Raw genomic sequence first — 24,214 nt, forward strand, 5'->3', positions numbered from 1 at the left:
TGCGTTGCGCCCCCGATTCGTGCCAGTGCGGTTCAGGAGACACGCCCTAGCCTCGAGGTAGGAATCGGAGCAGGTCGTCGGTCCGGACGTCGGTCTCCGGCCAGCGCCGGCGCAGGGTCCGACCCAGGTCGCGGCACCAGTCGGCGAGTGCCGGGAACGTTGACCGGGACTCCGCCAGGGCCGCCGCCGACTCGATCGTGATCAGCCGTTCCAGCCGGCTCCGGTCGCCGGCGGCGCGGTTGTCGATCTTGGGAAAGTTGCCCAGTCGGCCGAACGCATGGGTCAGTCCGGCCGCGGCAAGATCACGGCCGAAGCGGTCGTCGTCGGTGACCGCCGGGATGGCCGGCGCCAGGGTCGACCGGTACACGTCCTCGAATCCGGACTCGACCGCATCGACCACCGTGACCCAGCGTGGCCCGGGCAGATAGAAGTCGGTCAGGTCGCTCAGGCAGTGCCGATAGCCGGCGAACTCGTAGTCGATGATCACGTCCGTCGGGCTGCCGACCAGGACGTTGTTGGTCGCGGAATCGCCGTTGGACAAGGCGAGGAACGGACCCGGGCGATCCAGCACGTTGAACACGTCCGCGGCCTCGGCGACCGCCCGATCCCCCGGCGGGCAGCCGATCCCGGCCGCGTACCCGCTGGTCAGCTCCCAGCCACGGGCCAGGAAGCGACGCCGTTCGTGAGCCTGGTCGACGGGCCTTCGATCGGCCAACGCCCGGTAGAACGCCGCCGACCGACCCGCGGTCCGGGCGTGACGATCGGCCAGCAGCCGCGCCGCCTCGAGCAGACCGGTGCGCGTCTGCTCGGTGTAACCCCGCTCCCGGATCAGCCGGTCCAACGGCCGGTGCGCCGGGAAGTCTTCCATGATCAAGATTCCTCGATCGGCGGCGATCAGCCGCGGGGCCCGGACGTCGAGGCCGGCCAGGAAGTCGAGCGCGACCGCCTCGGTCGTCAACTGACTCGGATGCGCCCTCGCCCCCGGATGATCGGGATCGCCGTCGCGGACCCACTTCGTGATCACCGACCCGAGCGGCCCACCGCTGATCTTGAACCGGGCGACACTCCATGGTGGGATCGGCTCGGCGGGCCCCGCCTCGACGTCGCGGCCCCAGACCGGGCGCAGTAGTGACAGCACCAGGGCGGCGGTGGGGATGGGCACCCGCCCCAGCCTACGAAAGTTCCGGCCGGCTGAGACGGCCGAGGCTCCGCGGGTTGGTATCCTGATGACTTCCGCGTCGCCGTACCGACGGCGCCCGTCGATGGCCCCGATGCGCCGCGAAGCATCGATGATCATGATTCGAAGCACTGGTTCCGCGAGCCTGTCGCGAGGCACTCTCGATCCCGGCCGGAAGGGTCTTCCGGTCTCGTCATGACCGCCCGGCGGATCCGGATCAGCTCCCGGTCCGACCTCCGCAGCCAACGCCGGCGCCGCTCGCACTCCTGTTGGAACCACCTGATCGCCGCGCCGCTCTGGCCCAAGCACGGTGTCAATCTCGGCACCATGCTGCGCACCTGCGACGCCGTCGGCGCGTGCCTGGCGGTGCCCCGGCTGCCGTGGATCCCGGAGGCACTGGACAAGGGCAACACGCTGCGCCGCCGGAGCTGCGTGCACTGGGTGGCGCGGGACCCGATCCCGTGGCTGACCCGGCAGCAGGCGGAAGGCTCCCGCCTGATCGGCGTCGAGCTGACCGAGGAATCGATCCGGCTCGGTGATCTTCCCGCGGCGCGGCAGCGGACCGTGATGCTGCTCGGCCACGAGACCACCGGCATCCCCGCCGACGCACTCGACCTGCTGGACGACGCCGTCGAGATCCCGATGGTCGGCACCGGCCACAGCCTCAACGTCACCGTCGCCGGCTCCCTGGTCCTCTACCGCCTCGCCGGCCTCCTCTAACCCCCGCCGACCCGGCACTAGTGCACGCGTTTTGGCGGGGTGTCGGTGCACGAGTGACGTCTCGATCACCCGGTCCGGACCCCCGCCGCATGACCTGCGACCCCTCACATGACCTGTGACCGACCCAGACCTGCGATCCCCGCATGACCTGCGACCCCCTGCATGACCTCCCACCCCGTATGACCTGCGGACCCCGTATGACCTGCGGACCCCGTATGACCTGCGACCCCCTGCATCACCTGTGACCGACCCAGACCTACGACCCCCGAATGACCTGCGACCTATCGCATGACCGCCCGACCTCTTGACGACGATCTGAGATGTTCCGACTCGGCCTCGACCTCCCCGATTTCCCACTGAGCCGTCACAACTGCTGCGACACGCCGCCAAAACGGCCGCGGATGTGACGGGTCGGCGGTTCTGGGTGACCCGGGGGGGGCGTTGGCGAGACGTCACTTGTGCGCAGACACGCCGCTGAAGCGCGTGCGTTAGTGGCGGGTCGGCGGTTTAGGGAGGGAGGAGGGGGAGTTCGGTGAGGCGGAGGCGGGCGGAGCCGTAGGGGACGAGGGTGAGGGGGACGGAGGGTTGGTCGGTCACGTCGCAGGTCAGGGGTGGGGCGGCGGCGCTGTTGTGCTTCATCGGCCAGTTGCGGATCAGCCGGCCGGTGGTGCGGAGCCGGATCGGGGCGTCGGCTGCGTCGAACGGCTGGCGGCCGATCTCGGACTCCACCGGGGTCAGGTCGGCGGCCTCGTCGATCCCGAACTGCCATTGCGAGGCCGGGTGCAACTCCCAGTCGCTGAACCGGTCCCGGGTCCGCAGCGGGCGCCAGTCCTCCTTGATCGGCAGGGCGTAGACCAGCGGCCCGCGTTCGACCGCGACGGCCGGGGTCTGCCGCGGCAACACCCGGGTCTCCATCGGCAGGTGCAGCCGGAGTTGATCGCCGTCCTTCCAGGTCTGGTGCACGGTGACGAAACCATGATCGACTTCGCCGAAGATCACGGCCTCGCCGTTACAGGACAGCGACGGCTTCTCACACCAGCCGGGGATCCGCAGCCGGAGCGGGAACCGGGCGTCGGCATCCAGCCCGAGGGTGATCGTCACGGTCTCCCGGAACGGATAGCCGCCGCCGACCTCGAGCCGCAACCCGATGCCGTCGGCCACCTCGGTCTCGACCCGGCACGGCGCATAGCCGGCCGCAACCAGCCCACCCTGCCGGTCGCTCAGCCACAGGTGGGACACCAGCTTGGGCCAGCCCTGATGCATGTTGGCGGTGCAGCAGCCGAAATGCGGCTCCAGGCCGAACAGGTTGGCGTCCGGGCCGTTGCTCCACGGCCGATCGGCTACCGTGCAGGCGATCTGGTTGGCCTGCTGGTCGTACTGGTGCGAGGTCCAGTCGGCCGAGATCGTCGCCGGCAGCGCGTTGAACGCGGCCAGTTCGAGCAGGTCGCCGAACTCCCCCTCGCCGAAGATCATGATCAACTGTTCCATGCTGAACAGGTATTCGACGACGGCGCACAACTCCAAGCCCTGGCTGGGATGGGTGCCGCTGAGCCACTCGTCGCCGGAGAACAGCCCGTGTGCCTGCCCGTGGTACGTGTCCAGGGCGGTCAAACCGGCCCGGACCGCGGTCAGCTGCGCCGGGTCACCGGTCACCCGGTGCCGCAATCCCGGCGCCCGCAGCCCCATCGCCACGTTGACGCCGTGCGACCGCGGATCCCAGACCGTCACCTTGCGCCGGAACGGGAAGTCGGTGAACGTGTCGGTCCAGTCGAGCGTTTGTTCCATGATCAACTCGGCCAGCCGGAGCCAGCGGTCGTCCGGCCGCTGCCGGTGCAGCCAGAGGATGCTCAGCACCAGGTCCGCTCCCCTGGCCCGGGCCCACGACTGCAGCGGCCGGCCGGGCAGCTCCCGCTCCAGGTGGGCGGCGTAGCGCTCCAGGAACGGGATCACCCGCTCGTCACCGGTCGCCTCGTGATGCTGGGTCAGCACCTTGAGCATGATCATGAACTGCCACCAGTCGTGGCTCTGGTCTCGCCCGCTGCTGGTCTCCTTGCCGTACGGCCCGAAGCTGCCGTCGTCGCGCTGCCCGTCCAGGGTGGCGTCGATCCAGCGGCCGGCCTTGGCGATCAGCCGTTCGTCGCCGAGCAGGTGAGCCAGCGGCAGCAGCCCGTCGAGATAGTACGGTCCGCGCTCCCAGCCGTCGCCGTCGCCGCCGAGCCAGCCGTTGTCCGGGCCGACGTCGGCCCAGTGCTCGTCCAGGTGGCCGGTCAGCCCGTCGGCCTGGATCCGGAGTTGATCATGCAGCCAGCCGCTGGGCTTGATCGCGCCGAGCGGCAGCGGGTCGAAGACCGGCTCGGTCAGCCCGCTCATGCCGGCCGCTCCGCGGCGATGATCACGAAGTTCGGCAGGTCGACGTAGGCCTCGATCGCCTCGATCCCCGACTCGCGGGCGACCTCGGGATCCAGGCCGGGCTCGATGACCGAGGTCAGCCGGCAGCCGGCTTCGATGATCGCGTTCAGATACGTCGACAGCGGCCGGTGGAAGTCCGAGGCGTACGCGGCCTTGATCTCGTACTCGGCCAGATAGCCGGTCAGCCGGTAGTCGCCGTGCTCCCGCCAGACGGTCCAGAGATTCTCGAACGCCGGATGGACCAGGGCGATCACCAGTTGCCCGCCGGGCTTCACGGCGGCCACGCAGGCCGCGAGCGCGGGCCGCCAGTCCGGGATCGCCTGCAACACCATGCTGCAGACCACCGCGTCGTACGGCTGCTCGGCTCGGAACTCGGTCAGGTCCTGCTGCTGGATCTCCAACCCCAGCGGCTCCGCCTGCTCCAGCTGCCGGATCCGGTCCACCAGCCCGCCGGCCGGCTCAACCGCGGTCACCCGGGCGCCGGCCCGGGCCAGGATCCGGCTCAGGTAGCCCTCTCCGGCGCCGGCGTCGAGCAGCCGGCGGCCGGGCAGCTCACCGAGCAGATTGAGTAGATGATCATTGAGCAGATGACGTTTCGGGAAGTCTCCGTCGAGCTGATGGGCTTCGAGGACATTCGTCGGGAGTTTCGACCAGCGGGCGATCGCGGTGGCGTTGGCGGCTGTCTCGGTCACGGGCGACAAGTCTGCCAGTCGGATCGGCTGACACCTGGCGGGCCTCGAACTCCGCCCAGGTGCGGGCTCGGTCCCGGTCGTCGGCGAACCCGGCCCAGGGTCGGGTCCCGCCCGATCGCCGCTGGTTCAGCTCCAGGGCGACAACGATGATCACGAGCAGGGCGCCCAGCACAATGAGGCTGATCATGACGGCTCCAGCCGGACCGCGGTCCAGCGCAGGAACAGTTGGACCAACGGCCCGATCGCCAGCGCGTACGCAACCGTGCCGACACCGACCGTGCCGCCGAGCAGGAAGCCGATGATCAACACCACGATCTCGATCCCGGTCCGGATCAGGCGCAGGCTGCGGCCGGTCCGCGCGGCCAGCCCGGTCATCAGTCCGTCCCGCGGGCCGGGGCCGAACTGGCTGCCGATGTAGGTCGCGCCGGCGATCCCGTTCAGCACAATGCCGCCGACCAGCAGCGCGATCCGGACCGGCCAGTCGGACTGCGCCGGGATCAGCCAGAGGCCAAGATCGATCGCCAACCCGACGACGATCACATTGGACAGGGTGCCGAGCCCGGGCCGCTGCCGCAGCGGCAGCCAGAGCAGCAGCACCAGCGCACCGACGCCGATGGTGATCGTGCCGAAACTGACCGGGATCCAGCGGGACAGGCCCTGCGCCAGCACGTCCCACGGCGGCAGGCCGAGATCGCCGCGGAGCATCATGGCCAGCGAGAAGCCGTACAGCAACAGCCCGGCGTAGAGCTGCGGCAGCCGGCGGCCGAGTCGGCCGGCGCGCAGTTGCTGCACCGGGCCCAGGGTCGTGACGGGTGACGAGGTGGGAGGCACGGAGCCAGTCTCGCCGGACATTGGTCGGTCTCCATAGATCCAATTGACAACAAGTGGCACGATTGCCAGGGCTTGAGCGGGCCGCTTAGGCTGAGACCATGACGAACCCCTGGATCTCTGCGGCCCGAGTGGCCCGGTTGCTCGGGGATTCGGCCTGGGCCTCGCCGGCCTATCAGGACCTCGCCGAACGGCTCCGGCTGCTGATCGTCGACGGGCGGATCGGACATCACACCCGGCTGCCGAGCGAACGCGAGCTGGCCACCGCCCTGTCGCTCAGCCGATCCACCATCGCCGCCGCGTACGTCGACCTGCGCGAGCGCGGGTACGCCGAGGCTCGGCGCGGCTCCGGCAACTACGCCATCGCCGCGGCCCGGGCTGAATCCACGGCCCTGCTCGGCAGCAACTCACCGGACGACGGACTGATCGAGCTCACCCGCGCCGCGCCGCGGGCCACGCCGGGCCTGATGCTCGCCTACGAGCGGGCGATCGAGCGGCTGCCCGCGGTGCTCGGCACGACCGGGTACGAGCCGCACGGCCTGCTCACGCTGCGCGAGGCGATCGCCGATCGCTATCGGAGTCGCGGGCTGCCGACCGAGCCGGGCCAGATCCTGATCACCTCCGGGGCGCTGTCCGCGATCGCGATCCTGGCCCGGTGCCTGCTGTCCCGGGGGGACCGGGTGCTGGTCGACGCTCCCACCTATCCGAACGCGATCGACGCGTTCCGCCAGCACGGCGCCCGGCTGGTGGCGCAGCCGCTCGGCGACGACGGCTGGGATCCGGACGCGATCGAGTTCCTGGTCCGGCAGACGTCGCCGCGGCTGGCGTACCAGATCCCCGATTTTCACAACCCGACCGGACACCTGATGCCGGCCGGGCAGCGGTCCCGGCTGCGGGAGGTCTTCCGCGAGCACCGGGTGACCATGATCGTCGACGAGACGATGACCGAGCTGCTCCTTGACGGTCAGCCCGAGCCCGGTCCGATGGCGGCCGGCCTGACCGACGCGATCACCATCGGCTCGGCCAGCAAGGTGTTCTGGGGCGGCCTGCGGGTCGGCTGGATCCGGGCGCCGCGGTCCCTGATCCGGCCGCTGGTGCAGAGCCGGATCGCCCTCGATCTCGGCACCGCGCCGCTGGAGCAACTGGTCGTCGCGGAGCTGCTCCGGGACTCCTCGACGCTACTGGCGTTGCAGCGCGAGCGGCTGGCCGAGCAGCGTGATCACCTGATCGCGACGCTGGCCGACCGCCTGCCGGCCTGGACCCTGACCCGGCCGACCGGCGGGCTCTCGGTCTGGGTCTCACTGCCGGGCGAGCTGTCCGGCCGGCTGGCCGCCAACGCGGAGCGGCACGGCCTGCTGCTCACGCCGGGCAGCCAGTTCTTCCCCGACGGCGGCGGCGAGCGCCGGCTCCGGATCGCCTACACGCTGCCGACCGAAACGCTGACCGAGGCCGTCGACCGGCTGGCGGCGCTGTGGGCCGAGGTGGCCGCGCTGGGCGACAGCCGGGGCGGCCTCTCCCTCACCGCCTGAACGTCAGGGCGCGGCGGCTTCCTTGGCGGCGGCCTTCTTGGCCTTCTTGTAGCTGCGCACCTTCAGCAACGTCTCCGGGTCGATCACGTCGGCGACCGAGCGGAAGCCGTTGAGCGAATAGTCGCCGGCGGCCGCCTTCCAGCCCCGCGGCTGGATGCCGGCCTGCTTGGCCAGCAGCGCCACGAAGATCTGCGCCTTCTGCTTGCCGAAGCCGGGCAGCGACTGCACCCGCTTCAGCAACTCGGCGCCCGACTTGGCCTCGGTCCAGATCCGGGAGGCGTCGCCGTCGTACTCCTCGACCACGACCCGGGCCAGTTCCTGCAGCCGGGCCCCCATCGCGCCGTGGAACCGGTGCACGGCCGGCGGCACCGCGCACAGGGCCGCGAACTCCTGCGGGTCGGCCGTGGCGATCGCCGCCGGGTCGAGCGTGCCGAACCGGTCGAGGATCTTCCAGGGGCCCCGGAACGCGTGCTCCATCGGGTGTTGCTGGTCGAGCATCATCCCGGCCACCAGGGCGAACGGGTATTCGTTGAGCACGGCGTCGGCTTCCGGCAGCCCGGTGATCTGGTACGGCATGCGACCATCCTCCCTCATCTGTCTACCTACCCCGACCGGCCTCGAAGTTGATCATCATCGGGTCCTTGATGTGATCTCCATCACATACAGCGTGCGTGGACCGTAGGTCCCGTGATTGGGTCGGTAAGAGCGCGCGCAAGTCCGAAATCCAGTGGCGTACGAACCGCACCACCGGGCATGATCAGGATCGCCTGATCCAAGGCCCGGGTGGACGCGAGTCCGCCTAGTTCACTCGAACGAAGGGTCTTGCCATGCCCAGGCTGCCGCGCTCCATCTCCCGCCTGCTGATCCACCTCCGGTTGCTCTGGCGCGCCGCTCCCCTCCATGCCCTGATCTGCCTGGCCCTGGCGACCTTGCACGCCGTCGCCGCGGTCGCCGCGATGATCAGCTCGGGTCGACTGATCGGGGCGCTGGCTGAGGTGGTGGGCGGTTCCGGCGATCCGGCCGCAGTCTGGGGCTGGCTGACCGCGACCGCCGCCGCGCTCGTCGCGGGCCCGCTGCTGGCGGCGATCTCGGGCGGGGTCGAGGAGGTGACCGGGGCTCGGTACCTGAGCGCATACCAGGACCTGCTGCTGGACACCGCCACCGCTCCGTACTCGATCACCGGGATCCGGTCCCCGGCCGGCGCCCAGACGCTGGAGCAGGCGGCCGGGGTGCTGCAGCACTGGCTGTTTCTGCGCGGAGTCGGCGGCCTGTGGGGCGTGATCTCGTCCCGGCTGTCCGGCATCGGCGCCCTGGTGATCGTGGCCGGCTGGCACTGGTGGATCGCGGTCATCCTGCTGGTCGGCTGGCTGATCCTGTCCCGCACCACCGCCCGGTGGCGGTCCGTGCTGATGGACGACGCCGGGGCGATTCCGCTGCGGCACCGCGCCGCCTATCTGTATCGCGCGGTCTCGGACCGGGCCTCCGCCAAGGAGGTGCGGCTGTTCGGCCTGGCCGAGTGGTTCGTCGATGCGTTCGTGGCGCTGCGGCGACAGATCATGGTCGGCGTCGCGGCCGACCGGCGCCGGACCGTGCGCGGCACCGTCGGGTCGTTGATCTTGCTACTGCTCCTGAATGCCGGCGCGTTCGGCGTGTTGATCTTCGACGTCGGCGGCGGCAAGGTGACCGTGGCATCGCTGGTCACCCTGGTGCAGGCGATGCTGGCGCTGAGTGTGTTCGGCCGGCAGGAGGACGACGAGACGTCTTTGGACCGTACGGCCACCGAACTGTCCCGGCTGGTCGACTTACGCACCTCGCTCGGCCTACCCTTTCCGGCCCGGGCGCAAGCGACGCTTCGTTCCCCGAGCTCGCCGCCCGAGCCGAAGCCGGCGCGGATCGAGATCCGCGGGCTGACCTTCGGATATCCGGGGCGTGACTCCCCCGTGCTGGAGGAGCTGGAGTTGATCATCGAACCGGGTGAGTGTGTGGCGGTCGTCGGGCCGAACGGGGCCGGCAAGTCGACACTGCTCGGGCTGCTCTGCGGGCTCTGGCCGGCCGCTGCCGGCACGATCCGGATCGACGGTCGGGACCCCGCGACGGATCCGGTGGCCCGGTCGCGGATCGCGCCGATCTTCCAGCAGTTCCTCCGGCTGCCACTCAGCGCGGCCGAGAACCTGCTGGCCGGCAACCGCTGGCAATCCGGTACGGACTGGGCCCGAGCCGCCGCCCAGGCAGGGGCGGACACGGTGATCAAGGAACTGCCGGACGGTCCCGGCACGGTGCTGTCGGCCGAGTTCGCCGGCGGGACGAACCTGTCCGGCGGCCAGTGGCAGCGGATCGCGCTGGCCCGAGCGCTGACCGCGATCGAGGCAGGGGCCGGCCTGCTCGCGCTGGACGAGCCGACCGCGGCGCTCGACGTCCGGGCCGAGGTAGCGCTGTTCGAGTCTGTACTCGATCATCGGCGCCGGTGCAGCACGTTGTTGATCACGCACCGGCTGTCGTCGGTCCGACACGCAGACCGGATCGCCGTCCTCGGCACTCCACCCGGCGCTTCCGGGGCGCGGGTGATCGAGTCCGGCAGCCACCGGGACTTGATCCGGCTTGGTGGCAGCTATGCGCGGATGTTCGAGCTGCAGGCGGCACGGTTCCGGGGTGAGCTCTGATGACCTCGCTGTTGCGAGCCCTCCGACTCCTCGTCAGCACGTCGATCCGGGTCGCTCCGGTCGCCTCCCTCGGCTGCCTCGCCGAGGTGGCCGGAGTCCTGGTCGCTCTGCTGCAGCCCTGGTCGCTGGCCCTGTTCATCGCCGGCGCGACGGCCGGAGATCAGCACCGGATGATCACCGCTGCGGCGCTCTTCGTCGGTCAGATCGCTCTGTCCCGGCTGCTGTTCATGATCGGGATCAGCTCCCGGATCAACCAGATGGAACGCGTCGGCGCCACCTTCGCCGCCGAGATCGCCCGGGTCACGGCGACCATCCCGACCGTCGATCACCTGGACGACCCCCGCTACCTTGATCAACTGCAGATCCTGCGAGAGCGCTCCGGGGCGATCGGGCTGGCCGTCAACACGTTGCTCAACCAGCTCAACTCCGTCGTCGGGGTGGTCGGAGTCTTGATCATGGCGGCTTCGGCCGATCCGCGGATGCTGGTGGTCGCCCTCGCCGGCGTTCCGACCGTGCTGGCCGGGCCGATCGTCGCGCGCTGGCGCGGCCGCGCCGAAGCGGCGAGCGCCGAGCCCGGTCGGTTGGCCCGGGCGCTGCTCCGGCTCGGCATCGATCCGGAGCACTTCGGCGAGGTCCGGGTCTTCGGCCTGGCCGACGGCCTCCGAGCCCGGCTCCGAGCGGCCGCCCGGGCCTGGCGCCGGCCGCTGGTCATCGTGGCGGTCCGCGAGGCCGGGCTCACCGCGATCACCCAGGTGCTCTTCTTCAGCGTTGCGGCGGCGGTGATCGCACTGCTGGTCGGCGACACGCTGGCCGGCCGTGCCGACATCGTCGGGCTCACCCTGGCCCTGCTGTTGGTCACCCGCCTGCAGAACGTCAGCGGCGAGCTGCGCGGCGTGGTCAGCGAGCTGGCCGACATGACGCGGACGGCCGGCCGGTTCCTCTGGCTGCTCGACGCCGCCGACCGGATCACGGCCGACCACATCGGCGCCGAAGAGCCGCCGCGGCGACCGGGCCGGCTGAGCCTGTCCGGGGTGAGCTATCACTATCCGGGATCGGAGCGCGCGGCGCTGGCCGGGATCACCCTCGACCTGGCCCCCGGCACGGTCCTCGCGGTGGTCGGCGAGAACGGAGCCGGGAAGTCGACGCTGGCCGAGGTGATCACCGGGCTCCGGACCGCCACCGCCGGCGCGATCACGGTCGGCGGCGCCGACCTGACCACGCTGGACGTCGCCGCCTGGCAGGCTCGGCTGAGCGGCGCGTTCCAAGATCACGTACGGTTCGAACTGATCCTGTCCGAGACCGTCGGCATCGGTGACCTGCCGCGTCGTGATGATCAGCAAGCGGTCCGGGCCGGGATCCGGGCCGGCGCCGCCGAGGCCGTCGTGGACACGGTCCCGGCGGGCCTGGCAACCCAGCTCGGGGCGAGCTGGCCGGGCGGTATCGACCTGTCCGGCGGTCAGTGGCAGCGGCTGGCGATCGCTCGCGGCATGATGCGCGATGCGCCGCTGATCAGGGTCCTGGACGAGCCGACCGCGGCCTTGGACGCGATCACCGAGCACCAGCTGTTCGATCGTTACGCCGCGGCGGCCAGATCCGGTCGGGAGACCGGGACGATCACCATCTTGATCACGCATCGGTTCTCCACCGTCGCGTCGGCCGACGTGATCGCCGTCCTCGATCATGGTCGACTGATCGAGTACGGCAGCCACGACGACCTGATCGCCGCGGGCGGCCACTACGCCGAGCTGTACGAGCTGCAGGCCCGCGGCTACCGACCCTCGGACGGAGGTCGCTGAGCCCGGCCGCATCGTCGCGGATCAGGGCCAGCGCGACCGGGCGGTGGGGAGCAGGCGGTGCCGGACGACCCCCTCGCCGCCGGGGGCGGGGGCACCGGTGCCGATGATCACCACAACGTCCGCGTCCCGGACCGGGAGCCCGGGGAAGTCGTTCTCCGCGGGCAGCGTCTCGAAGCGCCCCAAGGGCCGGAAACCGGGCGGCATCGCCGGGTCGCCGAGGGCGGTCCGATCGGCGTCGGACCGGCCCCGCAGGTCGCTGACCGCCACCTCCAGCGGCGGGCGGTCGCTGCCGTCTCGGCCGGGCGGTTCGCTCGCGTACAACTGCGTGGGGCGGAGCAGCAGCACGTCGTCGGTGGAGATCATGGTGGCGTTGGCGGCGGCACCGTGCCGGGCCCATACCGGACCGCTGTAGAAGGTCTGTAGGGCCGTCAGCCGCTCCCCCAGGTCACGGAACCCACGGAACCAGACGAAATGATCATCGGCGCCCTCCTCGCGGAACAGGCCGAACAGGTGCATCCCCAGGACTTCCTGCGACTCCACGAACTCGCGCTCGAACAGCTCGATCAGGGCGTCCCGGCCGCCGGGCCGCAACAGGTAGCGGCGCAGCTCGACCACCCCGCATTCGGTGGCCGTCGGCGCCGTCGAACTCATCCGGCGGCCGCGATGCGGGTGTTGTCCATGGTCCAGTTCAGATGCCACCTGACGCCGTCGTCGAAGGAGAAGAACTGCTGCCAGCGGGCCGAGTCGGCGGTGATGTCGGACCAGCGGTAGCGCACCAGCAGCGAGACGCCGTTGACCACGTCCGGGCATTCGAAGGTGCCGACGCCGTCGACGAAGCGACCGACCACCGGCTCGTCCAGCACGCCGGGCCGAGTGGTCGAGGCCCACCAGATCCGCCACAGCGCGGTCTCGGGCTCGAACAACCGCACGGTGAAACCCTCGAGGCTGCGGCCGTCGGGCAGGGCCGGCACGAAGAACGAGTCGGAGTTGCCGAGCCCGTCCAAGATCAACCGCGCGTCGCAGGTGCCGTCGAACTCGACCCACTCGTCGCACTCCGGGTCGAGCGCGTCGATCACCCGGCGGCTGTGCACGGCCCAGCTGCCGGCGATGAAGTCGAAGTCGTGCCGGCCGTCGGTGATCGGCTCGGCGGAAGTGGTGTCGATGCTCATGGCGGCACTCTGTCGGTCAACACTGCCACCCTCTGTCAGTCTTTCCGTCCATACTGACCGGATGCGTGCCAGCCGTCTGGTCAGTGTCCTGATGTTGCTGCAGGCGCGGCAGTCGATGACCGCGCAGGAGCTGGCCGACGAGCTCGGGGTGTCGGTCCGCACGGTCTATCGGGACATGGAGTCGCTGCAGTTCGCCGGCGTGCCGCTCTATGCCGACACCGGCCGCGGCGGCGGCTATCGGCTGATCGAGGGCTACCGCACCCGGCTGACCGGCCTGACCCGCGACGAAGCCCAGGCGCTGTTCCTCACCGGGCTGCCTCAGGCGGCCGACGATCTCGGTCTCGGCGCGGTCCTCGCCGGCGCGGAACGCAAGCTGCACGCGGCCCTGCCGCCGGAGCTCCGCCGGCAGGCCGAGACGGTCCGGGATCGCTTCCACCTCGATGCTCCCGGCTGGTACGCCGACCGGGACAACCCGGCCTATCTGGCCGACGTGGCCGCCGCCCTGTGGCAGCAACGCCGACTCACCGTGCTCTACCGCCGCTGGAAAGAACCCGCGCTGGTCCGGCGCACGCTGGAGCCGCTGGGCCTGGTGCTCAAGGCCGGCCGGTGGTATCTCGTCGCCCGGACCGCCGAGGACGGCCCGCCCCGGACCTACCGGGTCAACCAGGTGCTCGGAGTCGAGGAGATCGGCGAGGCCTTCGACCGCCCGACTGATTTCGATCTCGCCGCGTACTGGCATGATCAACTCGCCGGTTTCCAGGAGCGACTGTTTCAGGACATCGCGACGATCCGCCTGTCGCCGCGCGGACTCGAACGGATCCGTGACCTGTGGGGCGATGCCGCCGTCGCCTCCGTGATCGACACCGCGACCGAGCCCGACCCGGACGGCTGGACCACGGCCCGGATTCCGATTGAGTCCCTCGGTCATGCCGAGACCGAGGTGCTCAAGGTCGGTGCCGAGGTCGAGCTGCTGACCCCGGTCGAACTCCGCGACCGACTCCGGGCCACCGCCGCGGCTCTCGCCGCCGTTTATTCCCGAGGTTGATCAGCCTCAGATGTTGATCATGTGGCCGGAGATGCCGTGGGCGGCTTCCTTGAGGGACTCCGAGAGGGTCGGGTGGGCGTGGATGTTGCGGGAGATCTCTTCCGCGGTGAGGTCCCAGAGCTGGGCCAGGGTGAGCTCCGGCAGCAGCTCGGTGACCTCGGGGCCGACCAGGTGGGCGCCGAGCAGCTCGCCGTACTTCGCGTCGGAAACGATCTTGACGAAGCCGGTCGCGTCGCCCAGACCCCAGGCCTTGCCGTTGGCCGCGAACGGGAACTTCGCCACCTTGACGTCGTAGCCCTTCTCCTTGGCCTGAGCCTCGGTGTAGCCGAACGAACCGATCTGCGGCTGGCAGTAGGTCGCCCGCGGGATGAAGTCGTAGTTGATCTCCTGCGTCGGCGCGCCGGCGATGGTCTCGGCGGCCACGATCCCCTGCGCCTCGGCGGTGTGGGCCAACATCAGCTTCGCCGTGACGTCGCCGATCGCGTAGATGTGCGGCACGTTGGTCCGCATCAGGCCGTCGATGTCGATCGCGCCGCGATCGGTCAGCTGGACCCCGGCCTTGTCCAGGCCGTAGCCGTCGGTCCGCGGCGCGAAGCCGATCGCCTGCAGCACCTTGTCGGCCTCCAACACCTGGCTGTCGCCGCCCTTGGCCGGGGACACGGTCACCTTGACCTTGTCGCCGGAGTCGTCGATCGCGTCGACCTTGGTCGAGGTCAGCAGGGTGACGCCGAGCTTCTTGTACGCCTTGGCCAGCTCGGCCGACACCTCGGCGTCCTCCAGCGGCACGATGCGATCAAGGAACTCGACGATGGTCACCTTGACGCCGTAGTTCGTCAGCACGTACGCGAACTCGACGCCGATCGCGCCGGCGCCGGCGATGATCATCGACTCCGGCAGCGTGTCGGTGAGGATCTGCTCCTCGTAGGTGACCACCCGCTCGCTCAGCTCGGTGCCCGGCAGCAGCTTGGTCGTCGCACCGGTGGAGATGATCGCGTGATCGAACGTGATCGTCTCGGCCTCGCCCGAGTCACCCTGGACGGACAGGGTGTGATCATCGGTGAAGGTGCCCCAGCCGTCGAACTCGGTGATCTTGTTCTTCTTCATCAGGAAGTGGACGCCCTTGCTCATCCGGTCCGCGACGGCCCGGCTGCGCTTGAAGGCGGCCCCGAAGTCCATGGTGACCTCGCCGTTGATGCCGTACGTCTTCGCTTCCTTGGTCAGGATGTGCGACAGCTCGGCGTTGCGCAGCAGGGCCTTGCTCGGGATACAACCGACGTTCAGGCAGACGCCGCCCCAGTACTTCTTCTCCACGATGGCGGTCTTCAGCCCCAGCTGGGCCGCGCGGATCGCGGCCACATAGCCTCCCGGACCCGCGCCGAGGACTACGACATCAAAGTGTGCGGTCATAGACGCAACTCTAGAAGGCGCCGGGCGACCGGTAGCGCCGGGGCGCGACACGTCGACCACAGGCCTTACCTTGGTTTAACTCACATATGAGATATGGTGCTCCGCGTGACTGAAACCTCACTGGACCGCATCGGCACTCTGATCCGCGACGCGCGCAAGCACCGCGGGCTGACCCAGACCCAGCTGGCCACCGTGCTGGGGACGAGTCAGAGTGCGATCCATCGGATCGAGGCCGGTAACCAGAACCTGAGTCTTGACATGGTGAGCCGCATCGCGGACGCCCTCGACTCCCCCATCATCTCCGTCGGCGCCAGTCCGATGCACCTGCGGGTCACGGGCGGCGCGAAGCTGAGCGGCAGCATCGACGTCCGGTCCTCCAAGAACGCGGCCGTCGCGTTGCTCTGTGCCAGCCTGCTCAACCAGGGCCGGACCACGATCCGCGGCATCGCCAAGATCGAAGAGGTCAACCGGATCCTCGAGGTGCTGACCAGTATCGGCGTGGAGGCGACCTGGTCGGCCAACCGGCAGGACCTGACCCTGGTCCGGCCGGCCCGGCTGGATCTGGAGTCGATGGATCTCGAGGCGGCCCGGCGGACCCGGAGCATCCTGATGTTCCTCGGACCGCTGCTGCACCTGATGCACGAGTTCGAGCTGCCGTACGCCGGCGGTTGTGATCTTGGCGCCCGGACCATCGAGCCGCACCTGCAGGTGTTCCGCCAGTTCGGCCTCTCGGTGACGCCGACCGACGGCTTCTACCACTGCAAGGTCGACCCGAGCGTCGTGCCGACCCGGGCCATCGTGCTCACTCAGCGCAGCGACACCGGCACCGAGAACGCGTTGCTGGCCGCCGCGCTGTTCACCGGCGAGACCGTGTTGCGCAACGCCAGCTCCAACTACATGGTGCAGGACCTCTGCGTCTTCCTCACCCACCTCGGCGTGGAGATCGACGGCATCGGCACCACGACGCTGCGGATCCGCGGTGTGGAGAGCATCAACACCGATGTCGAGTACGCGCCGTCGGAGGATCCGATCGAGGCGATGAGCCTGCTCACCGCCGCCGTGGTGACCGAGTCGGAGCTGACCATCCGGCGGGCGCCGATCGAGTTCCTCGAGATCGAGTTGTCGATCTTGACCGAGATGGGCCTGCGCTACTCCTTGTCGGATGAGTACGTGGCGCAGAACGGGCATACCCGGCTGGTCGACCTGACCGTGCACCCGTCCGAGCTGAAGGCGCCGATCGACAGCATCCAGCCGATGCCGTTCCCGGGCCTCAACATCGACAACCTGCCGTTCTTCGCCGTGATCGCGGCGACCGCGAGTGGGTCGACGATCATCCATGACTGGGTGTACGACAACCGCGCGATCTACCTGACCGACCTGAACAAGCTCGGCGCCCAGGTGAAGCTGTTCGACCCGCACCGGGTCGAGGTCACCGGCCCCACCCGCTGGCGCGGCGCCGAAGTCATCTGCCCGCCCGCCCTGCGCCCCGCCATGTGCGTGCTGCTGACCATGCTCGCCGCCCGCGGCGAATCCTTGCTGCGCAACGTGTACGTGATCAACCGCGGCTACGAGGACCTGGCCAACCGCCTCAACGCCGTCGGCGCCGACATCCAGATCTACTACGACACCCACTGACGGATCCCGGGCCTCGACGCGACCGTTGAGGGCGCACGCGACTGTTGCAGCGGTCGCGCGGGCCGGCAAGGGTCGCGGCGAGAGATCCGGCCGTTCGCGGAGGGAGCGGGCGCCCGAGATCGCTGCGGCAGCGCGGTGCGGTGGCGACGGGCAGACTTTCAGGCGCAGCAAGGGGCCGGGTTCGCGTCGGTCGGGTCTGGTCGGCCGGGTTGCGTCGTTCGGTGGTCGCCATGGCGCCGAAGTGCCCTCCGAGGTCGCCGAGTGTGACCTTAACGACGCAAAATCGCAGATTCCACGTCGTTAACTGCACACTCGATGGCCATCGGCGGACGCAATCGGGCGGCACCAACCCGACCTACGCCCGAACCGCCCCTTTGCCGCCAAGAAAGCCCCCACGCACCCAACCCGACGCGCGAAACCACACCGCCGACCACCTACTCGCGCACTTACAGACCGCACACCGCTCGACGCGACTGTTCCAGGTAGGCAAGACCGTTGCCGCAGTCGCGCGGGCCGAAAACAGTCGCGCCGGGCTCGGGGGCACGCACGCCCGAGCCGTGTGGTCTGCCCTTCGACAGGCTCAGGGAACGAACAAGCTCTGCCGACTGGTGTTGCTGGTTCCGTTCCCTGAGCTGGTCGGAGGGTTTGGTGATCATGTGGCTTGCCCTTCGACGGGCTCAGGGAACGGACGGGCTCTGCCGAGTGGGGTTGCTGGTTCCGTTCCCTGAGCTTGTCGAAGGGCTTGGTGATCATATGGTCTGCCCTTCGACGGGCTCAGGGGACGGACTCGGCTCAGTTGAGTTCTTGATCCGCCAGGTGGGCGGCGTAGAAGTCGGCTTGACGGCGCATGATCTCGCGCATCGGGGTGCCGCGCTCGACGCCGTAGACGGTGCCGGGGAAATCCAGTCCTCGTTGGGTTTCCCAGAGTTCGTCGTGCCGGTCGGGTGAGAAGAGTTGGGCCGGGTCGCCGGCGGCGATCCAGCCGATCGGGACGACGGTGCCGGGCGGCAGGCGCGAGTTCACGTGCAGGATGCTGTTGATCCGCAGTTCGGAGCCGGCGCCGGCGACCGAACCGGGAAACAGCGAGGCGCCGGTCGCGACGAACACCTCGTCCTCGATCGTCGCGCCGTTGACGTGGGCGTGCGGTCCGATCAGCACGGCGTCGCCGATCACCGCCGGATGATCACCGCGGCCGCGGACCAGGGCGTTCTCCATGATCACCACGTCGTCGCCGGTCCGCACCTCGCCGTTCTCGGCCGTGATCACCGCGCCGTGCAACACCCGGGCCCGCTCCCCCAAGATCACCGCGCCGCAGATCACGGCCGTGGGCGCGACGTAGGCCGAGGCCGGGATCACCGGTTGCCGGCCACGGTGCTCGATCAGCATGGGGTCCCCTTCCGGAACGGCAGGTCAGCGCAACCGGGTCGCTTCGAAGGTGTGGCTGGGATCGGCGATCTCGTCCTGCGCCGCCACCAACTGCAGCTCGGTCTGGCCCGACTCGACGGTCGCCGACAAGACCCCATGCACGATCGCGGCGGTCCGGGACAGGGCCGTCGGCAGGTCGGTGGTCAGGGTGTGGGCCAGGAACGTGGCGGCGGTCAGGTCGCCGCTGCCGGTGAAGGTCTGCCGCAGCAGCGGGATGGTCACCGACCAGGCCTCGGTCTCGGTCACCGCGATCATCTGCAGCGTGTCCTCGGCGACCAGATCATGGGTCACGCTGGTCACCAGCACCGTTTCCGGGCCCATCGCGCGGGCGGCGTCGGCGGCGGCCAGCACGTCGTCCAGGGTCTTGGCCGACCGGCCGGTCAGATACTCCAGCTCGAACTGGTTCGGGGTGATCAACTGCGCGGCCGGCACCACCCGGTCCCGCATGAACTCCGGAATCCCTTCCCGGACATAGAATCCGCGGCCGACGTCGCCCATCACCGGATCGCAGCAGTAGATCGCGTCCGGGTTGCGCTGCTTCACCAGCGCGACCGCGTCCAAGATCACGGCACCGACCTCGGCGGCGCCCTGATAGCCGGACAGGACGGCGTCGCAGCGGGACAGCACGCCGCGCTCGTCCAGCCCCTTGATCACCTCGGCGATGTCGCCGGCGGCCAGCAGCGGCCCGCGCCAGCTCTCGTACCCGGTGTGGTTGGAGAAGTGCACGGTGATCACCGGCCACACCTCGACGCCGAGCCGCATCAGCGGGAACGTGGCGGCACTGTTGCCGACGTGCCCGTACGCGACGGAGGACTGGATCGACAGAATCGCGGTCACGGCTTGATTCTGGCACCGATTCCGATCCGGTTAGATGGGCGGGTGAAGACATCCGCGGCCGCGGTCGCTACCGAGCTCGAACGCCTCGTCGCCGAACGCCCCGACCCGGGCCCGGCCACCGTCTCGGTCACCCTGCTCGATGATCACGGCGACACCGTGGCCGAGGTCAACCCGGACGCACAGCACTACGCCGCCTCGACGATGAAGCTGCCGCTGGTGCTGGCGGCCTACCGGCTGGCCGCGGCCGGAAAGCTCGACCTGGACGCCGAACTGCCGGTGCACAACGAGTTCACCTCCCAGGTCGGCACCCCGTTCGGCGTGGTCCAGGAGGACGATTCGGATCCGCAGCCGTGGGACCGGCTCGGCGGGACGGCAACCCTGCGCTGGCTCTGTCAGCGCTCGGTCGTCCGATCGTCCAACCTGGCCACCAACCTGGTCCTGGACCAGGTCGGGCTGCCGGCCGTGGCCGAGGCGATCGCGACCTGTGGCGCGACCGGTGTCTCCGTCGGCCGGGGCATCAACGACTACGCCGCCCGGGACCGGCTTGGCGACCGCAATCTGATCACCACCCGAGGCCTGGCCACGATCCTGTCCGCCCTGCACCACGGCACCGCCGCCGATCGCACCACCTGCGACGCGGTCCTCGCCGTACTCGCCGCCAACGAGGTCGCCACCGACCTGCGGGCCGGGCTGCCGCCGGGCACCTGGGTCGCCCACAAGAACGGCTGGGTCACCGACGTCGTGCACGACGCCGGCCTGATCCGGCCGCCCGACGCCCGCCCGTTCGTGCTCGCCGTCGCGACGACCGCCCCCTGGCCGGGCGAGGTCGCCCACGCGTTCATCGCATCGATCGCCGCAGCGGTCTGGGAACGCCGGCACGCGTTGTAGGTTCGGCTATCCGTTCCAGGGATCGAGCAGGCCGACACCGGTCCGCGCGAAGTCGCCGACGTTGCGGGTGACCACTGTCAGCCCGGAGACCAGAGCCGTCGCGGCGATCAGGGCGTCCCGTTCCGGCATCGGGTCCGGGACGTGGAGGGCTGCGGAGCGGCGTGCGATGTCCAGGTCGATCGGCAGAATCCGATCCCGGTAGCCGGACAGGACCTTCCGCTCGTACCAGCGGCGCAGGACTGCGCCCTGGGTTGCATCCCGTCGCTCCTTGGCCAGAATTCCGGCTTCGAGCTCCCGGATCGTGATGACGCTGAGGAAAAGAACTCCCGCGTGGACCGCCTTCGCCCACCGGGCAACGCCGTCATCCGGGAATCGCTTGCGGAGCTCACTCACGACGTTGGTGTCGAGCAGGTAGGTCACAGGTCGGCGATCCGGCCGGGTTCACGATCCACGATCGGCTCGAAGTCGACGTCGGCGGCGTCCTCGTCCATACGGAGCGAGTCGTAGGCATTGGACCCGCCGGTGAGCCGGTCGTACTGCTCGGCCGACATGACGACCAGGGCCGTTTGTCCGCGGTCGGTGACGAACACCGGCTCGCCCTTGGCGAGGGCCTTCACCTCCGACGGCGACTGGTTGAACCTTCGTGCGGTAACGATCGCCATCAAGCCTCCTCAGCTTGCAACTACATACCTACATCGTAGCGGCGCGCTGAATTTTCCGGTCCGATCGGACTGGTGCACAAGCGGCGAATAGAGTGGTCGCATGTCGGCGGATCAGGCTTCCCGTACGGCGCGGAAACACCGCGCCCGGTGGAAGCGCGGGTCGCCGTTCGACGAGTACGAGCCGGAGCACAACGATCACGTCCTGATCGAGCCCGACCAGGACCGCTGGAAGTGGCGGCAGCGGATCCGACAGGACCCACGGAAGCTGGTCGTCTACCGGATCGGCGTCGCGCTGGCCGGGCTGTTCTTCATCATCCTCGGCGCGGTCACCGGTCCGTTGCCCGGCCCCGGCGGCATCCCGCTGGTCCTGCTCGGGCTAGCCGTGTGGTCGTCGGAGTTCGCCTGGGCCAACCGGCTGATGCGGTTCTTCAAGCACCTGCTCGGCATCGTCAGCCGCTGGCCGCGGCGACAGAAGGTGTTGCTGATCGTGCTGGCCGTCTGCGGCGCGCTGACCGGCATCTACCTCTCGCTGGCCGTCTTCGGTGTGCCGCCGTGGCTGCCGCCCGTGATCGGCGACGTGCTGCGCCAGCTCCCGAACGTCTGAGGCCGAGTGCCGCTGACCAGGACGATGCGCGCGGCGGACTACGCCTATTTCGACGCCCCGTTCCTCGCCTTCGCTCACCGTGGCGGCGCGACCTATCCGCCGAACGTCGGTCGGGAGAACACGCTGCACGCCTTCACCGAGGCGGCCAAGCTCGGCTACCGCTACTTCGAGACCGATGTGCATGCCACGACCGACGGGGTGTTGGTCGCCTTCCATGACGACCGGCTGGACCGGGTCACCGACCGGACCGGGCTGATCGGCGCGCTGCCCTACCGGGAGGTCGCGGCGGCCAAGATCGGCGGGCTCGACCCGATCCCCACATTCACCGAGCTGCTGGAGGAGTTCCCGGACGTACGGTTCAACGTCGACGCCAAGTCCGACGCCGCGGTGCCGCTGCTGGCCGAGGCGATCGCCCGGCACGGCGCCGGTGGCCGGGTCTGCGTCTCCTCGTTCGGTACGTCTCGGCTGCACCGGCTGCGCCGGCTGCTCGGGCCGGAGACGCCGACCGCGGCCAGCCAGGCCGGGATCGCCTGGAACCGGTTCGCCCCTCGGCTGACCACCATGATCAACACCGCCGGGGCGGCGCTGCAGTTGCCGGTGCGACACCGGGTCGCCGGCCGGGACCTGCAGGTGCTGACCGAGGGCCTGGTCCGGGCGGTGCATCGGGCCGGGAAACAGGTGCACGTCTGGACCGTGGACGACGCCGCCGAGATGGAGCGGCTGATCGATCTGGGCGTCGACGGCATTTTCACCGATCGGATCGATATCTTGTCCGACGTGCTGAACCGTCGCGGGCTCTGGACCTGAGCCGCACCATGGACACCTCGACCGAGCCGTCGACCGACCCCACCCCGCCCCGAACCAAGCGCGGCCGGGTGCTGGCCTGGGCGCTGTGGGACTGGGGAGCGAGCGCGTACAGCACGATCGTGGTGACGTTCGTGATCGCGCCCTACCTGACCGAGGACGTCGCCGCCCAGGCCCCGACCGGCTCGCTGTCCGGCGCGACCTGGCTGAGCATCGCGCTCGCCGCGGCCGGGCTGCTGATCGCGCTGCTCGCCCCGGTGATCGGTCAGCGGGCCGACGCCGGCGGACGACGCAAGCTCAACCTGGCGCTGTGGAGCGGGCTCACCGTGATCTCCGCCGCCGGGCTGTTCTTCGTCCGCGACGAATACTCCTACCTCTGGCTCGGCCTGATCCTGATGGCCGCCGGCAGCGTCTTCTCCGAGTTCGCCGGCGTCTCGTACAACGCGATGCTGCGGCAGGTCTCCACCCCGGCGACGATCGGCAAGGTGTCCGGCTTCGGCTGGGCGGCCGGCTATGTCGGCGGCATCGGCGTGCTGCTCGGCGCGTACCTGCTGTTCATCCAGCCCGAGGTCGGCCTGTTCGGCGTGACCGCCGACGGCGGGCTGAAGTTCCGGGTGCTGGCGGTGGTCGCGGCCGTCTGGTTCGCGGTCTGGTCGATCCCGGTGCTGATCGCGGTGCCGGAGATCCCGCCGACCGACCGTGCCGCCCGGGTCGGCTTCTTCGCCTCGTACGGGGTGCTGATCAAGCAGCTCCGCGGGTTGTACGCAGGAGCCCGGCACACCGTCTGGTTCCTGCTCGCCAGCGCGATCTTCCGGGACGGCCTGGCGGCGGTGTTCGCCTTCGGGGCCGTGCTTGCCCGCAGCGTGTACGGGCTGTCCGCCGGTGAAGTGATCATCTTCGGGGTGGCGGCCAACGTGGTCGCCGCGGCCGGCGCGTTCGCCGCCGGCTTCATCGAGGACCGGGTCGGGCCGAAGCTGATCATTCTGGTGTCGCTCGGCGGGCTGATCGTGGCGGCGGTCGTGCTCCTGTTCGCGCAGGGCTCGACCATGTTCTGGATCTTCGGGCTGGCCCTCTGCCTGTGGGTCGGGCCGGCCCAGTCCAGCTCGCGGACCTTCCTGGCTCGGTTGTCGCCGGCCGGTCACGAGGGCCAGCTGTTCGGCCTGTACGCGACCACCGGCCGGGCCGTGTCCTTCCTCGCGCCGAGCCTGTTCGGGCTGTTCGCGGGCATCTTCGCCAGCGACCGGATGGGCATCATCGGCATCGCACTGGTGCTGCTGGTCGGTGCGATCGCGCTGCTCGGGGTCCGGCCACCGCCGCGGGAGGCGCCCGTCACACCGTGATGAACCGGTTTGTTCACCGGTTCGGAACAATTCCACCGACTCGCGAGTTGAGATGACCAGGGGTACAACTCAGTCAGGATCGAGTCGGGAGGGACACGATGGCAGATCGTTCGTTACGGGGATCCGGCCTCGGCGCCAAGAGCTTCGAGGATGAGACCGGAGTCGAATTCGCTCCTCGCCAGGAGATCGGATACGACTGTCCGAATCAGCACCACTTCGCGCTGACGTTCGCGGAGGAGGCGGAGATCCCCGCCCTGTGGGAGTGCCCGCGGTGCGGTGCGGAATCGCTGCGGTCGGACGGTGAGCGTCCGGAGGCCAAGGACGAGAAGCCGGCCCGGACGCACTGGGACATGCTGCGGGAGCGGCGGTCGATCGCGGAACTGGAAGACCTGCTCGCGGAGCGGCTCGACCTGCTGCGGTCCGGGGCGCTGGGCCCCAACTACATCGCTTCCTCGGGGTCGGCCAAGTCGGCCTGACCCCACGAGGCACCAGCCTGGCCGTCTCCCGGCCCCCGCATCGCACTGGTCGGCGATGCGGGACCACCGGGAGACGGTCATCTTCTTTGTCCACACCCATTCGCCGAGTTG

The 24,214-nt window shown here is 69.7% G+C and carries 24 protein-coding genes; 11 read left to right on the forward strand and 13 right to left on the reverse strand.

Translation table 11 applies throughout. The annotated features are described in order from the left end of the window. Window positions 1-46: 46 nt before the first annotated feature. Window positions 47-1,162 carry a hypothetical protein gene (locus FNH24_RS20080; RefSeq protein ID WP_152363964.1) on the reverse strand — a complete coding sequence of 372 codons (1,116 nt, stop codon included), beginning with the start codon at window positions 1,160-1,162 and terminating at the stop codon, window positions 47-49. A gap of 210 nt (window positions 1,163-1,372) precedes the next feature. On the opposite strand from FNH24_RS20080, the gene FNH24_RS20085 reads away from it, so the two are divergent. Beyond that, window positions 1,373-1,897 carry a TrmH family RNA methyltransferase gene (locus tag FNH24_RS20085; protein WP_152363965.1) on the forward strand — a complete coding sequence of 175 codons (525 nt, stop codon included), beginning with the start codon at window positions 1,373-1,375 and terminating at the stop codon, window positions 1,895-1,897. A 507-nt stretch (window positions 1,898-2,404) separates the two neighbouring features. Here FNH24_RS20085 and FNH24_RS20090 read toward each other — a convergent pair. From FNH24_RS20090 to yczE, 3 genes are all read right to left on the reverse strand, one after another. After that, entirely contained in the window at window positions 2,405-4,267 is a 1,863-nt protein-coding gene (locus FNH24_RS20090) for a beta-L-arabinofuranosidase domain-containing protein (RefSeq protein WP_152363966.1), read from the reverse strand. Beyond that, window positions 4,264-4,998, reverse strand: a complete 735-nt coding sequence (locus FNH24_RS20095) for a class I SAM-dependent methyltransferase (RefSeq protein WP_152363967.1) — start codon at window positions 4,996-4,998, stop codon at window positions 4,264-4,266. The genes FNH24_RS20090 and FNH24_RS20095 overlap by 4 nt, the downstream gene beginning before the upstream one ends. A gap of 183 nt (window positions 4,999-5,181) precedes the next feature. After that, window positions 5,182-5,829, reverse strand: coding sequence for a membrane protein YczE (gene yczE, locus FNH24_RS20100; protein ID WP_246186981.1), 648 nt, complete (start codon window positions 5,827-5,829; stop codon window positions 5,182-5,184). 98 nt (window positions 5,830-5,927) lie between these two features. On the opposite strand from yczE, the gene yczR reads away from it, so the two are divergent. Beyond that, a complete protein-coding gene (yczR, locus tag FNH24_RS20105) occupies window positions 5,928-7,355 on the forward strand; it encodes a MocR-like transcription factor YczR (RefSeq protein ID WP_152363969.1) in 1,428 nt (475 codons plus the stop codon). 3 nt (window positions 7,356-7,358) lie between these two features. Here the strand turns inward: yczR and FNH24_RS20110 are convergent, their stop codons facing one another. Further along, window positions 7,359-7,931 carry an HhH-GPD-type base excision DNA repair protein gene (locus FNH24_RS20110; protein WP_152363970.1) on the reverse strand — a complete coding sequence of 191 codons (573 nt, stop codon included), beginning with the start codon at window positions 7,929-7,931 and terminating at the stop codon, window positions 7,359-7,361. Between the two features lie 251 nt (window positions 7,932-8,182). Between FNH24_RS20110 and FNH24_RS20115 the strand changes: the two genes are divergently transcribed. Continuing rightward, window positions 8,183-10,015 carry an ATP-binding cassette domain-containing protein gene (locus FNH24_RS20115; RefSeq protein ID WP_152363971.1) on the forward strand — a complete coding sequence of 611 codons (1,833 nt, stop codon included), beginning with the start codon at window positions 8,183-8,185 and terminating at the stop codon, window positions 10,013-10,015. Beyond that, window positions 10,015-11,811 (forward strand): ABC transporter ATP-binding protein, encoded by a 1,797-nt coding sequence (locus tag FNH24_RS20120; protein ID WP_152363972.1) that lies wholly within the window; start codon window positions 10,015-10,017, stop codon window positions 11,809-11,811. Before FNH24_RS20115 ends, FNH24_RS20120 begins: the two co-directional genes overlap by 1 nt. 21 nt (window positions 11,812-11,832) lie before the next feature. On the opposite strand, the gene FNH24_RS20125 is transcribed toward FNH24_RS20120, so the two are convergent. Continuing rightward, window positions 11,833-12,462, reverse strand: a complete 630-nt coding sequence (locus FNH24_RS20125) for an NIPSNAP family protein (RefSeq protein ID WP_152363973.1) — start codon at window positions 12,460-12,462, stop codon at window positions 11,833-11,835. After that, a complete protein-coding gene (locus tag FNH24_RS20130) occupies window positions 12,459-12,980 on the reverse strand; it encodes a hypothetical protein (RefSeq protein ID WP_152363974.1) in 522 nt (173 codons plus the stop codon). Before FNH24_RS20130 ends, FNH24_RS20125 begins: the two co-directional genes overlap by 4 nt. 61 nt (window positions 12,981-13,041) lie before the next feature. Between FNH24_RS20130 and FNH24_RS20135 the strand changes: the two genes are divergently transcribed. After that, window positions 13,042-14,025 carry a helix-turn-helix transcriptional regulator gene (locus tag FNH24_RS20135; RefSeq protein WP_152363975.1) on the forward strand — a complete coding sequence of 328 codons (984 nt, stop codon included), beginning with the start codon at window positions 13,042-13,044 and terminating at the stop codon, window positions 14,023-14,025. A gap of 6 nt (window positions 14,026-14,031) precedes the next feature. Here the strand turns inward: FNH24_RS20135 and lpdA are convergent, their stop codons facing one another. Beyond that, a complete protein-coding gene (gene lpdA / locus FNH24_RS20140) occupies window positions 14,032-15,432 on the reverse strand; it encodes a dihydrolipoyl dehydrogenase (protein WP_152363976.1) in 1,401 nt (466 codons plus the stop codon). 105 nt (window positions 15,433-15,537) lie between these two features. On the opposite strand from lpdA, the gene FNH24_RS20145 reads away from it, so the two are divergent. Then, complete coding sequence (locus tag FNH24_RS20145) at window positions 15,538-17,067, forward strand: helix-turn-helix domain-containing protein (protein ID WP_152363977.1); 1,530 nt, start codon at window positions 15,538-15,540, stop codon at window positions 17,065-17,067. Window positions 17,068-17,513: 446 nt separating this feature from the next. Here the strand turns inward: FNH24_RS20145 and FNH24_RS20150 are convergent, their stop codons facing one another. From FNH24_RS20150 to pdxY, 3 genes are all read right to left on the reverse strand, one after another. Then, entirely contained in the window at window positions 17,514-17,723 is a 210-nt protein-coding gene (locus FNH24_RS20150) for a hypothetical protein (RefSeq protein ID WP_152363978.1), read from the reverse strand. Window positions 17,724-17,859: 136 nt separating this feature from the next. Next, complete coding sequence (locus FNH24_RS20155; protein ID WP_152363979.1) at window positions 17,860-18,453, reverse strand: gamma carbonic anhydrase family protein; 594 nt, start codon at window positions 18,451-18,453, stop codon at window positions 17,860-17,862. A gap of 24 nt (window positions 18,454-18,477) precedes the next feature. Beyond that, on the reverse strand, window positions 18,478-19,329 hold the full coding sequence (gene pdxY / locus FNH24_RS20160; RefSeq protein WP_152363980.1) for a pyridoxal kinase PdxY: 852 nt from the start codon (window positions 19,327-19,329) through the stop codon (window positions 18,478-18,480). A 42-nt stretch (window positions 19,330-19,371) separates the two neighbouring features. Here pdxY and FNH24_RS20165 point away from each other — a divergent pair, with 42 nt between their 5' ends. Further along, window positions 19,372-20,217, forward strand: coding sequence for a serine hydrolase (locus FNH24_RS20165; protein WP_161606226.1), 846 nt, complete (start codon window positions 19,372-19,374; stop codon window positions 20,215-20,217). A 6-nt stretch (window positions 20,218-20,223) separates the two neighbouring features. Here the strand turns inward: FNH24_RS20165 and FNH24_RS20170 are convergent, their stop codons facing one another. Together FNH24_RS20170 and FNH24_RS20175 are read right to left on the reverse strand one after the other, a co-directional pair. After that, complete coding sequence (locus FNH24_RS20170) at window positions 20,224-20,637, reverse strand: type II toxin-antitoxin system VapC family toxin (protein ID WP_152363982.1); 414 nt, start codon at window positions 20,635-20,637, stop codon at window positions 20,224-20,226. Further along, window positions 20,634-20,879: a type II toxin-antitoxin system prevent-host-death family antitoxin gene (locus tag FNH24_RS20175; RefSeq protein ID WP_152363983.1), complete on the reverse strand. Its 246-nt coding sequence runs from the start codon at window positions 20,877-20,879 to the stop codon at window positions 20,634-20,636. The genes FNH24_RS20170 and FNH24_RS20175 overlap by 4 nt, the downstream gene beginning before the upstream one ends. A gap of 100 nt (window positions 20,880-20,979) precedes the next feature. Here FNH24_RS20175 and FNH24_RS20180 point away from each other — a divergent pair, with 100 nt between their 5' ends. The 4 genes from FNH24_RS20180 to FNH24_RS20195 all read left to right on the forward strand — a co-directional run bounded on the left by FNH24_RS20180 (window position 20,980) and on the right by FNH24_RS20195 (window position 24,103). Beyond that, window positions 20,980-21,483, forward strand: coding sequence for a PGPGW domain-containing protein (locus FNH24_RS20180; RefSeq protein WP_152363984.1), 504 nt, complete (start codon window positions 20,980-20,982; stop codon window positions 21,481-21,483). Between the two features lie 6 nt (window positions 21,484-21,489). Further along, window positions 21,490-22,290 carry a glycerophosphodiester phosphodiesterase family protein gene (locus FNH24_RS20185; RefSeq protein ID WP_246186982.1) on the forward strand — a complete coding sequence of 267 codons (801 nt, stop codon included), beginning with the start codon at window positions 21,490-21,492 and terminating at the stop codon, window positions 22,288-22,290. 8 nt (window positions 22,291-22,298) lie between these two features. Next, on the forward strand, window positions 22,299-23,627 hold the full coding sequence (locus FNH24_RS20190; RefSeq protein ID WP_152363985.1) for an MFS transporter: 1,329 nt from the start codon (window positions 22,299-22,301) through the stop codon (window positions 23,625-23,627). Between the two features lie 98 nt (window positions 23,628-23,725). Beyond that, complete coding sequence (locus FNH24_RS20195; RefSeq protein WP_152363986.1) at window positions 23,726-24,103, forward strand: RNA polymerase-binding protein RbpA; 378 nt, start codon at window positions 23,726-23,728, stop codon at window positions 24,101-24,103. The last annotated feature ends 111 nt before the right edge of the window (window positions 24,104-24,214 follow it).

The sequence above is a fragment of the Microlunatus speluncae genome, from assembly GCF_009299835.1.
In the GTDB taxonomy this organism is placed as follows: domain Bacteria; phylum Actinomycetota; class Actinomycetes; order Propionibacteriales; family Propionibacteriaceae; genus Microlunatus; species Microlunatus speluncae.